Origin of the sequence: Bacillus sp. B15-48, from assembly GCF_016879755.1 — a bacterium.
GTDB lineage: Bacteria > Bacillota > Bacilli > Bacillales > Cytobacillaceae > Mesobacillus_B.
This window is the reverse complement of record NZ_WOFU01000004.1, coordinates 473,738-487,120: the sequence shown is the minus strand read 5'-3', so window position 1 is coordinate 487,120 and position 13,383 is coordinate 473,738. Positions and strand designations below refer to the sequence as shown.

The following is a 13,383-nucleotide window of genomic DNA, read 5'->3' as shown; positions in this document are numbered from 1 at the left end:
CGGATGCTTAAAAAGGCAGAAGATCGCCTTGCAAGAGTATTAGAATATCAGTACCCACCGAAAAAAATTGTCTCGATTTGTCCAGGAATTACTGAAACATTATTCGCATTGCAATTAGAAAACGAAATTATAGGGATAACGAGGTATTGTATTCTCGCAGTAGACAAAGTAAAGGCAGTAACAAAAGTGGGCGGAACAAAACAGATTAAGGAAGACTGATCTGATTTTCGCTGAAAAGGAAGAAAACACAAAAGAGATTGTGGAAAGTCTTGAAAAAAATTTTCCTGTGTATGTAGCTGAGGTGCAATCGATTTCAGATGCATATGAAATGATATTAGAAATGGGCGATTTGACCAATCGGAAAGAGCAAGCAGACAATTTGGTTGCACAAATAAAAGGACAATTTGCCAAAATTCCTTCAAGCAAAACGAGCAGCCTATGTAATCTGGAAGAAACCATATATGGTGGTAGGAAAAGATACATATATTCAGTCCGTTTTAGAAAGAATGGGCTTCATTAATCCATTTTCAAACCTCAACGGCAGATATCCAGTTGTCACCGAAGAGGATTTTCAAAAAGCCGATTTAGATTATGTATTTCTTGCTTCGGAACCGTATCCGTTTAAAGAACAGCACCAAAGTGAATTTACGGCGATGATGCCAAATGTCAAAGTCGTTAATGTTGAAGGTGAAATGTTTTGGTACGGTTCGCACATGCTTCTAGCCGCCAGCTATTTTAAAAACTTGGTAGAATCATTGGAAGGATGAAGGATAGAAATGTATAATTGTGCAACACTTAATGACCATTAGAAACCGCTGCAGACTGCTGCAGCGGTTTCTATATATTTCTACAATATCAGTTATTTTCATGCCTTACCTCATTAAACACTATTATGTTCGCTAGTTTGGGACACCGGTTTTTCGTATGATTGGTTTTTTCCATGGACGAAATAATACAAGATAAGGCTAATAAAGACAATGATTCCGAGTATCAAGTACATACTCCGAAAACCGAACGCGGAAACAAAAAACCCTAAAAAAGTGGGACCGATGCCAATTGCGATTTCAATGCCAAAGAAATAAGTGGTGGTTGCAACGCCAATTCGATAATTTGGCGTTTTTTTCGCCACAATTGCTTGACCGGCAGATAATAAATTCCCGTAACCAAAACCAATGAGTGCAGCACCTATTAGGAGGATAACCCCATGAGCTGCCTGACTTAGGACAATCAGCCCTACAGATAGGGAAAGGATGGCAGGGTAGAAAACGATATTATCTCCTTTTGTATCAAGTAATTTGCCTGTAAACGGTCTAGATAAAAAGATGGCAATCGAATAGATGATAAAAAAGAAACTAGCAGCGGACATTAACTGAATTTCTTTCGAATAGGAGGCTAGAAAGGATAGAATTCCTGAATACGCAAACGCATTAATAAACATGATGAAGGAGATTGGAATGGCAGCCTTATCAAAAAAATCTTTAAGATGGAATCCTTTTAATTCATTAAGTTGTTCTTTCGTGATATGAGTTTCTTTTATATTGATAAGAAAGGCAATCATTATATTCAAACCTGATACGATTGTAACGAGAATAAAAATCCACATGATGTTTGCGTATTGCATGATGATTACCCCAAGAAACGGACCTAAAGCTGATGCTAGGATGAACCCGAGAGAAAAATAACTAATGCCTTCTCCTTTTCGCGCTTTAGGGATAATGTCTAGGACAGCTGTTTGGAGCACAGTTAGAACGACTCCGACAACGAGTCCGTGTAACAAACGTACTGCAATTAGAAAATGTAAATTTTCGGCAGGAAAATAAAGCAAAGAAATGACGAATGAAAAAGTCACTCCGAAAATAAGGAGTTTTTTACGTCCAATTACTTCAAGATATTTTCCCGTAAACAATCGGGCGATAAGCAAACCAATAACGAAAATTCCTGAAGCAAGCCCAGCACTGCCTTTCGTTGCATCGAGTTTTGATAGGACATACTCCGCCACCGTCGTCATCGTTAGCAAAAATATAAGACCGACAAAAAAAGCGCCCACTGAAAACAAGATGAAATCTTTCGTCCACAGTCTTTCTTCTGAACTATTCATTGTTACTCTACCCCAATCATCAAATTTGAAAAAGAATGTTAACTCCTATTAGGAAAGCAACCGAAATATAATTCGGAATACTCAGTCAATTTTACCGACTAAAGTGTATTATAACAGATTCCTTTTTTATTTCAAATGAATGAGCTTGCAAAGGGAAGAGCAGTGTATATTTGTTGAAATATTTTCTGAAAATTGCTACTATTAATGATAGGAATACTTCTTATCCCCTCCATTTAGGTAAATGTATCAAAATTTCAATTCATTTTTATTTGTGTTGGTAAAAAGTAAATGTGAGCTAACTTTTATAAAAATTTTTAAAGAAAGAGGCTATGATTATGACTTTTCAATTCCATCGTATTGAGCAAAAAGAAGGATATGCGATTGTTTATGTTGACCATCCACCAGTAAACTCATTATCGGATGAAGTGAAGGCAGAACTACTTACCGCTTTAGAATCGATAAAAGCGAAGAACAAATGCGTCATCTTGACTGGAACCGGAGAGAAGACATTTGTTGCTGGGGCAGATATTAGAGAACTAGCTAATTTAGATGAAGAGAGTGGTAGAGCACGAGTTTTTAAAAGCAAGGAATTCTTTTCATATATTGATAATTATCCAATTCCAATCATTGCGGCCATTAACGGATCTGCCCTTGGAGGCGGCTTTGAAGTTGTTATGTGTTGTGATATTAGTGTCGCGGTTAAAGAAGTTAAAATCGGTCTCCCTGAGGTCAATTTAGGCATTATCCCAGGTGGGGGCGGCACCCAAAGACTTACTAGATATGTCTCGCCGGGAATGGCAAAACTAATGATTTATACTGGGAAACTACTTTCAGCAGATGAAGCGTATCAGCTTGGAATTGTTCAAAATGTTGTTGAGCGTGAAGGATTATTAACAGAGGCGGAAGCCATTGCGAGGCAAATTGCCAAAAAACCGCCATTAGCTGTACAATCTAGCAAAATCGCAATCAACAAGGGACTCAATGCAACGCTCGAAGATAGTTTAAATACAGAAGCAGAGTTATTCGCTAAGCTTTGTGGAACAAAAGATAAGAATGAAGGTGTAAGTGCCTTTTTAAATAAAAGAAAACCGGTTTTTTCAGGAGAATAATTAGGCGCTCGGGAATGGTTTTTACTAGTCCACTCCATTTGCAAATCTAATTGAATAGGGATGATTCATATGTTGGATGGGATTAAGGTCATTGACTTTACTCAATATTTACCGGGACCTTATGCAACCCTTCGTTTAGCTGACAAAGGGGCAGAAGTGATTAAAGTCGAATCGCCAACTGGGGACCCTTCTCGGTTTCCACCGGAAAAAGATCAGCGCGACAAATATTCGTTTCGCGCTCAAAATCGGGATAAAAAGAGCATTCGGATCGATTTGAAAGAACCCGAAAATCAGCTTAAAATTAGACGTCTTATAAAAGAAGCTGATGTGGTCATTGAAGGTTTTAGGCCGGGAGTTTCTGCAAGACTAGGAATTGACTACGAAACGATTGTTCAAGAGAAACGAGAGATTATTTACTGTTCTATAACAGGATATGGTCAAAGCGGGGAGATGAGTCATCTAGGCAGTCATGATTTGAATTATATGGCGCTTAGCGGTGTCCTTTCCCAATTTAAAGATAAAGAAGGGATGCCAATTCATCCAAGTATAACACTAGCCGATTTAGTTGGCGGAATCGCTGCAAGTGAGTCGATTGCTGCTGCACTTTATCATCGAGAAAAAACTGGAAAAGGGTCTTATATTGATTTGTCGTTAGCAGACGCGGTTCTTTCCCTAATGACAAACCATGTTTTAATTGCATCAGCGACAGGTTATCAACAAGGAATATCGAAGTTAAACAAAGCAGTGATTTGTTACCATTTATATGAAACAAAAGACCGCCGCTTTGTCAGTTTATGTGCGTTAGAAGAAAAATTTTGGGAGAATCTCTGTCAGGCTGTTAAGCGGCCGGACTGGATACCGGCACGCAATACAGCCCCAACCGAAGACAACCTAATATATCAGGAAGTAAAAAACTTATTTCTCAATCATACGTTAGCCGAGTGGACTGAATTTGCCCAAAAAGTAGATTGTTGTATGGCTCCCGTTTTAGAGGCTGATGAGGTTTCATCTCATCGATATTATCAAGAAAGACAGCTCATTGAGGAAAAATGGGGTCAGCATTATGTATCGACGATGTATAAAAGCGAGGCATCACGTAAGCCTTCATCTCCACCCCCTAAACACGGTGAGCATACGAACGAACTGTTAGGAAGGTGAAGAGTGTGGCGGAAAGAATAACGGAAAAAATTCTCCCTTTACAAGGTGGAATGAACTTTCGAGATATGGGCGGATTGGAAACAAGTGACGGGAGAAGGGTTAAACAAAAGATTTTGTTTCGTTCTGGAGAATTATCAAAACTTACAATTGACGATAAGAGACTTCTAGAATCTTTTCAAATAAAAAGTATTTTAGATTATCGCAGACAAGCGGAAGCTGAACGCAAACCAGACCCTGCAATTGGCCAGGCCGTATATGAACGATATTCTGCTTCAGTAGCTGAAAATATTACAAATGATAGGTCTGGAAAAACAAAAGACTACTATCTGCAATTTACAAATGAAAGATTCCTCCACTCTTATGCAATAATGGCGATAAAAAATCCAGCTTATAAACGATTGATGGAAAAGGTAAAAACTCCAGAAGTCCATTTACCGCTAATACACCATTGCTCATTAGGACGCGATCGAACAGGTGTAGGAGCAATGATCATCCTAATGACACTTGGAGTCCCTTTTGACAAGATAGTAGACGATTACCTTTTATCAAACCAATTTTTAGAACCTTTTTATCAAAAAATTTTTAATAAAGTGGCTCCACATGTGAGTGAAGAGGAATTGAACGGGTTTAAACATGGTTTCCTTTTGAAGCCTGATTATTTAACAGCGGCAATGAATTCCATTCTCCATCATTATGGCGATATTGAGAATTACCTTATACAAGAATTTGGAATTACATCGGAAATTAGAAAAAAGATTCAAGACTACTGTTTAGAGTAAAAATCTTTAATCAAAAAATATAGGGAAAGCCCGGAAGAAATGTTCATTTCAATCGGGCTTTCCATTTTTACTCGAACAACGTCCAGCATAAAGATTAATTTTACCGAAGTGGGGATTTTAAATATGGGGTCAGAGAATGTAAAGTTGAAAAAGATTACCTTGCCAACTCCTTATGCTATTAGTGAAGTGAACGTGTACATCATATGGGGTGAAGCACTTACCATAATTGATACTGGTGTGAAAACAGAGGAATCAAAAGCGGCGTTAACAATAGGTTTAAAAGAATGGGGTCTTAAAATCGCTGATATTGAACAAGTCATTTTAACCCATCATCATATTGATCATGCAGGTGGCCTTGATTTTTTCACTAAAGATATTCCTGTTTATGGGCATGAAAACAACCAGCGCTGGTTAGGGATAAAGGATGAGTTTTTAACGTCACATCATCAATTTATTCTTGACCTTAGTACAGAACTAGGCGTTCCGGAACCATTAAAGGAAAATTTCTTCATGATGACTCAACAATATGTGAAACATGGGTGTGAAAGAAAACTTCATAAATATTTAGCAGAAGGGGATGAACTACCGGGACTACCAGATTGGCAAATCATCGAAACCTTTGGTCATGCACAAAGTCATCTTTCATTTTATCATCAAAAAAGTGGGGTAATGATTGGTGGCGACCACTTGCTAGTGAAAATGAAAACAAACCCGATTATGGAACCTCCAATAGAAAATAAACAGAATCGGCCTAAACCATTGCTTCAATATATTCATTCTCTCCAAAAATGGTTGAATGTTCCAATTTCGAAATTATACACCGGACATGGCCAAGAAGTGACTGATGTCCATACCCTGATCGACAAGCGGTTATCAAGTTTGAATAATAAGGCGATGCAGGTTAAAGAGTTATTATCTCAAAAGCCTTCGACTGGATATGAAATCTGCCAACAATTATTTCCGAAGATGAAGTTGGGGTTTAACTACAAACTGTGGGAAACAGTAGGGTATTTGGACTTTTTGGAAGAATTCGGGGAAATTAAGAAGAACACTTATCCAGAGGCTAGTATTTACTCCATGGATAAATAAAAAAAAGACTGTCCGATACGATGCAGACATCCACACGGGATGGTGGTGTCTAGCATTTTGCTTCGAACAGTCTTAGAAAACCGAGAGACAAAAATGATTCGTTATCGAATTTTATTTCAGATTAACGGGTCTAATGCCCCCACTGATGGAAGTTATTGGAGCCCATAAGGCGTTAAGCCTTCTTTATTCACTTTTATACGCCAAACATTATTTTGACTAGCCTCAGTTACATACAGGTATCCTTCATGAAAAGCTAGGTTCGTACTAAAAGTCCCAGCACCTTCAGGCAGACGGATTTTCCCATATTTAAATCCATTTTCATCGATCACGATGACTTGTCCTGCTTTATAATGAGCGACATAGACATTTCCTTCGGTATCAACAGCTAAGCCATCCGGACCAACGCCGCCTTCAAATTGAGCAAAAACGTAGGAGGTATCATAAATGTCATCCGTGTGCACGGAAGGAGCTGCAATGATTCGATTTTTGTCAAATTCAGCAATATAGACCCGTTGCCCGTCTGGAGAAACGGCTACACCATTTGGATAGGCGATATTTTCTGCAAATAGCTGCAATCTAGCATCTTTGCCTGGAGGTAAGTAAAAGACACGTCCGATTGGGTTCAATGCACTTGATCCATGTGGCTCGGTAAAGTAGACACCACCGTGGTCATCAAATACTAAATCATTGAGTCCTCTCAAATGTTCAGTGTTGTACTTTGTTAGGAGTGTTTCTCGCTTTTTAGTCTTAGGATCGAATGTATAAAGTTCACCGTTTAAGTCAGCTACATAAAGGAGACCATTTTTATGGAACTTGGCTCCATTCGGATTGCCGTATGTTGCAACGGCTTTCGCTTTTCCATTTCGAACTTCTAAAATTTCTCCAGTGAAAATGGCAGTCATCCACATGGTTCCATTGCGATCAAAGTTAATTCCTTCTAGGAACCCATCCGCAGAAACGACTTTTTCCCATTCGCTATTTTCCGGGAAAATTTCTGTTATTGTATGTCTCTCATTTGATGGTGGTTTTCCTCCTAAAGAAGAGCCTACGACGGTAGCAGCGACTGTTACAAGGGAGATTAAAGCTAAAATGACGATTAATAATCCTTTGTTTTTCATTGATTCCTTTTCCTCCTACTTAATATTTTTAGATTGCTCTCGGATTCCCAACTAAAATGCGATGCTATTAATCTATTAGTTGTTATATTTCAGCTTTTGACAACAAATAAAAGTAAAAGTAAACTCACTTTTATTTTTATTAATTATAGCGCTACTTCGGGTAAATGGTCAAGATATTATTTTGAATATTCAAAAAATTAACACGTGCATTTTACAAGTGACATCACTTCGTTTATAGTAATAAATAATAGATTGAAATTTCTGAATAGTTTAGCTTCAATGGTAGAAATCCTTACGATTTAGAGGAAATAGACATAAAAATAAAAAAGAGATAAGGAGATAATCATGTTATCTAGTGAAATTTTGACGAATACCCGCATAATTGATCTAGGTACAGTCATTGCTGGTCCTCAATGTGCTGGATTGCTTGGTGACTTCGGCGCAGAGGTGATTAAGATAGAACACCCTGACAAGGGGGATCCTGGCAGAAGACTGTCTCCTAAGAAAGACGGAAAAGGGTTATGGTATAAAGTCGCAAATCGAAATAAAAAGAGCATTACTTTGAATTTAAAACATCAGCGTGGGAAGGAAATTTTCGAAAACTTAGTAGCACAAAGCGATGTATTAATTGAAAATTTTCGGCCAGGTGTAATGGAGAGACTTGGATTCTCTTGGGAAAACTTACAATCCATTAATCCGAATTTAATTATGCTGAGAATTAGCGGATATGGTCAAACGGGTCCGATGGCAAATTATCCTGCTTTTGGAAGGTCTGCTGAAGCATTTAGCGGCATCCAATATCTAACTGGTTTTCCTGATGGTCCTCCAGTTCATGCTGGGTTTTCATTAGCGGATTCCGTTTCTGCATTAATGGGTGCTTACGGCATCACACTAGCATTATATGAACGGGAAAAAAATCAGAAAGGGGGACAGCTAATTGACCTTGCCCTCTTTGAATCATTGATGAGAATGGTTGAATTTCCGGTGATAAAATTTGACCAACTGCAAGAAGTACATGAACGAATTGGCAATCGCCATCCTGGTGGTCATCCTGTCAATACTTACCGGACAAAAGACGGGAAATGGCTGACTGTCTCAGCAGCTACTGATAATACTGCAAGAAAATTCCTGCTTGCGATTGGCGGCGAGGAATTGGCCTTTAACCCAATGTTTTACAATAATGAAAAACGGGTTCAAAATGCGAATGCTCTTGATGTGATTGTTAAGGAATGGATGGCGAATCGAACGCTTGAAGAAATTGAAAAAATCTTAATTGAAAAAGAGGCACCTTTTTACTCGGTTGTAAGAGATACGAGAGATTTATTTTCCTGTGAACAAGTACTATCCCGGGAAGATATTGTTTCCGTAGAAGATGAGGAATTAGGACCAATAAAAATGCCTGGGATTGTCCCGAAATTCTCACGAACACCAGGAAAAGTAAAAACGGCAGGTCCGAAGTTAGGGCAACATAATCATGAAGTATATACTAAACTATGTGGTCTTAGTGAACAGGAATTAATTCAATTGAAGAAAGAACATGTGATTTAAACATAAAATTTAATAACTATAAGCGGTTAGATGGAGGTTTTTTCAGCAACGGTGGGAGGCATGGAGAATCCCCCGCTGCTGAAGTGAAAAATCAGAAAATTCAAAATATAAATTGACACTAGCCTGCTTTTATGCTAAAAATGAAAGTAAGTTCACTTTTATTTTTGGTACATTTGCAGTGGGAAGGAGGAAGAACACAAAAGAGAGAAACAAAGATTTACACCTTTCAGTTTTATAAATTAATCGTTTCCAATTGTATTCATCACTTTAGAAAACTCGTATTAATGGCATCTATTTGAGAAAGAGGTGGTTTAATGAATTTTATTAACAAGCACCTAGAAGGAGTGGATGGAAGTAATACAAGGAAAATCATTATTTTTACTGTTGCCATACTCTACACTACTTTTCATTTATATACAGCAGGAATTAAGCCATTTACATCGTTAATACAAACAAGTGTTCATATTGGCTTTGGTCTATTTCTTGTTTATTTACTTCACCCTCTTAAGAAAAAGGGGGTTATAAGCAGGGTAGCAGACTATTTCTTCATTATCGCCGGGTTCGTATCAAGCGCTTATGTCGTGATTCATTATGAAAGATTTATTATGGATCCTTTTGGTTACGGTTCGTTAGACATATTCTTAGGGACTTTACTAATTATTGCGATTATTGAAGGTTCAAGAAGGACAATCGGTTTTACTGTGCCTATTCTAACAATCTGCATGCTGTTGTATACCTCTTTTGGCCATTTAATTCCGGGAAAATGGGGTCATGGAAAAATGGAATGGGATTTCATCGTTTCAAATTTATATATGACCGGAACAGGAATCTATGGACAAATTGTATTAATCGTTGCGACGGTGATAGCCATTTTCCTCATTTTTGGTGCGTCGTTGGAATCGACAGGCGCGGGTAACAGTTTTATGGGAATTGCCTTAAAGCTAACGGGAAAATCAGCTGGAGGACCTGCGAAAGTTTCTGTTATATCGAGTGCATTTTTTGGTAGCATATCTGGGAATGCGGCTGCAAATGTTGCTGTGACAGGCAGCTTTACGATTCCGTTAATGAAAAAACTTAAGTATCCAAGCCCTTACGCTGCAGCAGTTGAGGCATCCGCGTCTACTCTCGGACAGATTATGCCGCCAATAATGGGTGCGGCTGCATTTATAATGGCTCAATTTTTGATGGTATCGTATTTGGACATCGTTGTCGCTGCAATTATTCCCGCCCTATTGTTTACTTTGGGGATTTTCATGACCATCCATTTTGATGCGAAAAAGAAAAACTTAGTTTCTATCGAGTCTCTGAATCAAAGTCAAAACAATGAAAATGATATGAATCAACCCATTCATATTCCCTCATGGAGAGAATTATTAACTTTCAATTTATTCGGTACGCTCGTATTACCTATCATTGCCCTCTTATATATCATAGGGGAAGGATATACCGTCCAACTCGCTTGTTTTTACGCTGTCATTATTTCTTGGGTCTCTTTTATTATTCAAGATTTTAAATTTTCTCGAATAAAGGAAAGATTGGCTCAATCTGTTACCATCTTGATTTCAGGTGCTAAGGCAATGGCATCAATCGTTCCGCTTGTCGCATGTGCACAAATAATTGTTTCCTTACTTGGAAAAACAGGACTAGGTGTTAAAATCGGTAATATGATTGTCAGTCTTGGTGCGGATAGTTTACTACTTTCTCTATTTGCAGCAATGGGATTGGCACTTATCCTCGGCATGGGCGTGCCAACAACGGCGGCTTACGTTCTTGGAGCATCGATGGCTGCGCCTGCGTTAATTGAATTAGGCATTCCTGCCGTTTCCGCTCACTTCTTTGTCATGTACTTCTCAGTTGTTTCAGCTATCACACCACCCATTTGTACAGGTGTCTTTATTGCTGCAGGAATTGCAAAATCAAATTGGTTAAAAACAGCAATTATCGCTGTTCGCCTGTCTTTTGCCGCCTTTATCGTACCATTTATCTTTGCCTATAACGGTAGTCTATTATTAGTCGATGGGTTTAATGGGGAAGTATTTATCCATATTGCTACAGCTATAGTTGGTGTGATTAGCTTTTGCTCAATGTCTGCTGGATACCTTATTAAAATAAACAAATGGTATGAGAGTACTCTTTGTGGTATTGCTGCAATCTTAATGATTGTCCCTGTTGTTGCCTTAAGCAGCATTGGTTTTTCCTTGTTCTTGATTGTTTTAATTGGACAATATTTTTCAAACAGTTTTCAAAAACGTGTTTCTGAAAATATTTAGTTCCTTAAACTATTTTCTGAATACTGTTATTTTTCTGTTAATTTTATTTTTTATATAGGAAACCCTTTTTAAGGAGGTGCTTAAACGAGGAAAATTGTAAACGGAAAGTTTTATTCAATTGGAGGATTTGTAGGGAGACAACTGGAGCTAAATGAATCAGACTTAAGTTTTGGAGATTAAATGATTTATAGGGGGCATTATATGAGATTATTAAAGAGCAAAAAGTTTTGTTTCTTAATCTTTTTAAGTATTTTGCTAATTTTAGTAACTGCTTGCAGTAGTGAAGAAACTCAGTCAGATTCCAATTCAGACAGCAGCAAAAATGAAGATTTTGATCCAGCAACCTTTGATTTATCACAAGTCAGTGGTTCATTTAACTACGCTGCCACCTCCCCAAGTTCAAGTGCCTTTGCCTTTTATGCAAAAATTGGCGCACTAATAGAGGAACAAACGAACATGTATTTAACGATTATGGAAACAGAAGGTGGGACCGACAGTATGAAGGTATTAAGCAGGGGACAAGCGGATTTCTCTCTTGCAAACAACGATACTGCTAACTCTGCCTATCACGGAATTGAGGATTTTGAAGGAACACCCTTTACAGATTTACGAATGATGTACGCATGGTCTGTAAGTCCAATTCCGTTCTTTGTTACACAAGAAAGTGGAGTGGAAACACTTGAAGACTTAGAAGGAAAATCTTTTGGCCCAGGTCAACGGGGGAGCTCATTTGCCCAGCGAGCACAGCAGTGGATGGATGCTCTCGAAATAGATGTTAATTGGTATGAGGGGTCATTAGATGACCAAGTAACAGCAGTTAAAAATAGGAACAGCATTGGGTTTGTTAAAGCAGGAGGGCAGCCTGATGCTGCGATACTAGATGTTCATTCTACATTGCCAATCCGCATTATTAGCTTTACAGATGAGCAAATAAAGAAAGTTCAAGAAGTGACTCCACACTTGGGATCAATGGTGATGCCTGCAAATATTTATGATGGTTTAGCTGAAGAAGCAACGGTTATTACGACAAAACCTGGTGAAGGAGTACGGAAGGACGTTCCTGCCGAAGTGGTCTATGCAATGATGAAAATTGTTTTTGATAATCAAGAGGCCCTTGCGGAAGTATACCCAACAGTCGGAGAATTTGATTTTGCCGAGATTACGTTAGAAGACGTCAACAGTAAAGTGCCGTTACATGAAGGTGCAGTGTTATTTTATCAACACGAACTAGGCTTAGAAGTACCAGATAATCTTATTCCACCAGAAATGAAGGAAAAATAAAATAACTCACTAATGTAAGCATAGATGTATTTTAATCATCTACTAAAAATGCAGCCAATAACTGTTTACGAATTATTGGCTGCATTTAAACTTATTTTTGAAAATAGCATTTTACGATTGCGTTGCATCAGATAGTACACAAAGGAGGAGTATAATGGGACACGATAACAATAAAATGAAACGTATTGCCATCATCGGTGGTAGCGGTGGTATAGGGGAGTACATAGCCAAACGAATTGGTCAAGAAGCCTATGTCACAATTGGCTACAACTCTAACTATGAGGGGGCTGAAAGAACTGCACATGAAATACGGGAAAGCGGTGGTAAGGCTGAGATTGCTAAAATTGACATTTGTGATGGGGAGTCAGTGACAGCCTTTTTTAATAAAGTTGAAGGGCAATGGGGTAGAATTGATGGCATCGTTTCTGCTACGGGCACGGCCTTTAAAATCATGCCACTTACAGAAATAGCGGATGACCAATTTCGCTATGTAGTGGAAACCGACATCATTGGTTCCTTTCATATTTTAAAACGCGGCATCCCTTTTTTGCAAAGAGCAGGGGGCGGAGCGATTGTGCACCTTTTAACGGCTGCAATTCTACGTACTTTAGAAAATGATACGATGTCCTCCGTTCCCAAAATGGCGGTTGAAGGCTTAATTCGAAATGCTGCCCGGGAGTATGGCTCCGAAGGGATCCGCGTAAATGGCGTTGCTCCAGGTGTGATTGATTCGCTTAGTATTCATAAACCTCATAAAAGCAGAACGTCCTTGTCACCTGCGGCAGCAAATGTGATTTCACAAACACCGTTAGGACGGAGAGGAACTACAAATGAAGTTGCGGAGGTAACTGCCTTCCTAGTTTCTGACGCAGCAAGCTATGTAAGTGGGCAAATTATCGGTGTTGACGGTGGTTTTAGTGCATAGGTAGGTTG

Annotated in this window: 12 protein-coding genes; 10 read left to right on the top strand and 2 right to left on the bottom strand. The window is 38.6% G+C overall.

Annotation, left to right across the window (positions count from 1 at the left end):
- The first annotated feature begins 3 nt into the window (after nucleotides 1-3).
- Both GNT69_RS15685 and GNT69_RS15675 read left to right on the top strand, forming a co-directional pair.
- Entirely contained in the window at nucleotides 4-219 is a 216-nt protein-coding gene (locus tag GNT69_RS15685; protein WP_203555909.1) for a TroA family protein, read from the top strand.
- A gap of 242 nt (nucleotides 220-461) precedes the next feature.
- Nucleotides 462-767, top strand: coding sequence for a helical backbone metal receptor (locus tag GNT69_RS15675; RefSeq protein WP_203555908.1), 306 nt, complete (start codon nucleotides 462-464; stop codon nucleotides 765-767).
- A 113-nt stretch (nucleotides 768-880) separates the two neighbouring features.
- Here GNT69_RS15675 and GNT69_RS15670 read toward each other — a convergent pair whose 3' ends face one another.
- Nucleotides 881-2,098 carry an MFS transporter gene (locus tag GNT69_RS15670; RefSeq protein ID WP_203555907.1) on the bottom strand — a complete coding sequence of 406 codons (1,218 nt, stop codon included), beginning with the start codon at nucleotides 2,096-2,098 and terminating at the stop codon, nucleotides 881-883.
- Nucleotides 2,099-2,433: 335 nt separating this feature from the next.
- Between GNT69_RS15670 and GNT69_RS15665 the strand changes: the two genes are divergently transcribed.
- From GNT69_RS15665 to GNT69_RS15650, 4 genes are all read left to right on the top strand, one after another.
- On the top strand, nucleotides 2,434-3,207 hold the full coding sequence (locus GNT69_RS15665; protein WP_203555906.1) for an enoyl-CoA hydratase/isomerase family protein: 774 nt from the start codon (nucleotides 2,434-2,436) through the stop codon (nucleotides 3,205-3,207).
- Between the two features lie 69 nt (nucleotides 3,208-3,276).
- Nucleotides 3,277-4,365, top strand: a complete 1,089-nt coding sequence (locus tag GNT69_RS15660; RefSeq protein ID WP_203555905.1) for a CaiB/BaiF CoA transferase family protein — start codon at nucleotides 3,277-3,279, stop codon at nucleotides 4,363-4,365.
- A gap of 5 nt (nucleotides 4,366-4,370) precedes the next feature.
- Entirely contained in the window at nucleotides 4,371-5,144 is a 774-nt protein-coding gene (locus GNT69_RS15655) for a tyrosine-protein phosphatase (protein ID WP_203555904.1), read from the top strand.
- A gap of 123 nt (nucleotides 5,145-5,267) precedes the next feature.
- Nucleotides 5,268-6,233 carry an MBL fold metallo-hydrolase gene (locus GNT69_RS15650; protein WP_203555903.1) on the top strand — a complete coding sequence of 322 codons (966 nt, stop codon included), beginning with the start codon at nucleotides 5,268-5,270 and terminating at the stop codon, nucleotides 6,231-6,233.
- A 152-nt stretch (nucleotides 6,234-6,385) separates the two neighbouring features.
- Here GNT69_RS15650 and GNT69_RS15645 read toward each other — a convergent pair whose 3' ends face one another.
- The gene (locus tag GNT69_RS15645) at nucleotides 6,386-7,351 is read right to left on the bottom strand and encodes an SMP-30/gluconolactonase/LRE family protein (protein WP_203555902.1); all 966 of its coding nucleotides are present in this window, start codon (nucleotides 7,349-7,351) and stop codon (nucleotides 6,386-6,388) included.
- A 345-nt stretch (nucleotides 7,352-7,696) separates the two neighbouring features.
- On the opposite strand from GNT69_RS15645, the gene GNT69_RS15640 reads away from it, so the two are divergent.
- From GNT69_RS15640 to GNT69_RS15625, 4 genes are all read left to right on the top strand, one after another.
- Entirely contained in the window at nucleotides 7,697-8,899 is a 1,203-nt protein-coding gene (locus tag GNT69_RS15640; protein ID WP_203555901.1) for a CaiB/BaiF CoA transferase family protein, read from the top strand.
- Nucleotides 8,900-9,213: 314 nt separating this feature from the next.
- Nucleotides 9,214-11,169: a TRAP transporter permease gene (locus tag GNT69_RS15635; protein WP_203555900.1), complete on the top strand. Its 1,956-nt coding sequence runs from the start codon at nucleotides 9,214-9,216 to the stop codon at nucleotides 11,167-11,169.
- Nucleotides 11,170-11,370: 201 nt separating this feature from the next.
- Entirely contained in the window at nucleotides 11,371-12,450 is a 1,080-nt protein-coding gene (locus tag GNT69_RS15630; RefSeq protein ID WP_203555899.1) for a TAXI family TRAP transporter solute-binding subunit, read from the top strand.
- A gap of 154 nt (nucleotides 12,451-12,604) precedes the next feature.
- Entirely contained in the window at nucleotides 12,605-13,375 is a 771-nt protein-coding gene (locus GNT69_RS15625) for an SDR family NAD(P)-dependent oxidoreductase (protein ID WP_203555898.1), read from the top strand.
- The last annotated feature ends 8 nt before the right edge of the window (nucleotides 13,376-13,383 follow it).

Excerpts from the sequence above, each read along its gene's own strand:
- GNT69_RS15685 (WP_203555909.1), top strand. The coding sequence starts at position 4 with ATGCTTAAAAAGGCAGAAGATCGCCTTGCAAGAGTATTAGAATATCAG.
- GNT69_RS15675 (WP_203555908.1), top strand. The coding sequence starts at position 462 with ATGGTGGTAGGAAAAGATACATATATTCAGTCCGTTTTAGAAAGAATG.
- GNT69_RS15670 (WP_203555907.1), bottom strand. The coding sequence starts at position 2,098 with ATGAATAGTTCAGAAGAAAGACTGTGGACGAAAGATTTCATCTTGTTT.
- GNT69_RS15665 (WP_203555906.1), top strand. The coding sequence starts at position 2,434 with ATGACTTTTCAATTCCATCGTATTGAGCAAAAAGAAGGATATGCGATT.
- GNT69_RS15660 (WP_203555905.1), top strand. The coding sequence starts at position 3,277 with ATGTTGGATGGGATTAAGGTCATTGACTTTACTCAATATTTACCGGGA.
- GNT69_RS15650 (WP_203555903.1), top strand. The coding sequence starts at position 5,268 with ATGGGGTCAGAGAATGTAAAGTTGAAAAAGATTACCTTGCCAACTCCT.
- GNT69_RS15645 (WP_203555902.1), bottom strand. The coding sequence starts at position 7,351 with ATGAAAAACAAAGGATTATTAATCGTCATTTTAGCTTTAATCTCCCTT.
- GNT69_RS15640 (WP_203555901.1), top strand. The coding sequence starts at position 7,697 with ATGTTATCTAGTGAAATTTTGACGAATACCCGCATAATTGATCTAGGT.
- GNT69_RS15635 (WP_203555900.1), top strand. The coding sequence starts at position 9,214 with ATGAATTTTATTAACAAGCACCTAGAAGGAGTGGATGGAAGTAATACA.
- GNT69_RS15630 (WP_203555899.1), top strand. The coding sequence starts at position 11,371 with ATGAGATTATTAAAGAGCAAAAAGTTTTGTTTCTTAATCTTTTTAAGT.
- GNT69_RS15625 (WP_203555898.1), top strand. The coding sequence starts at position 12,605 with ATGGGACACGATAACAATAAAATGAAACGTATTGCCATCATCGGTGGT.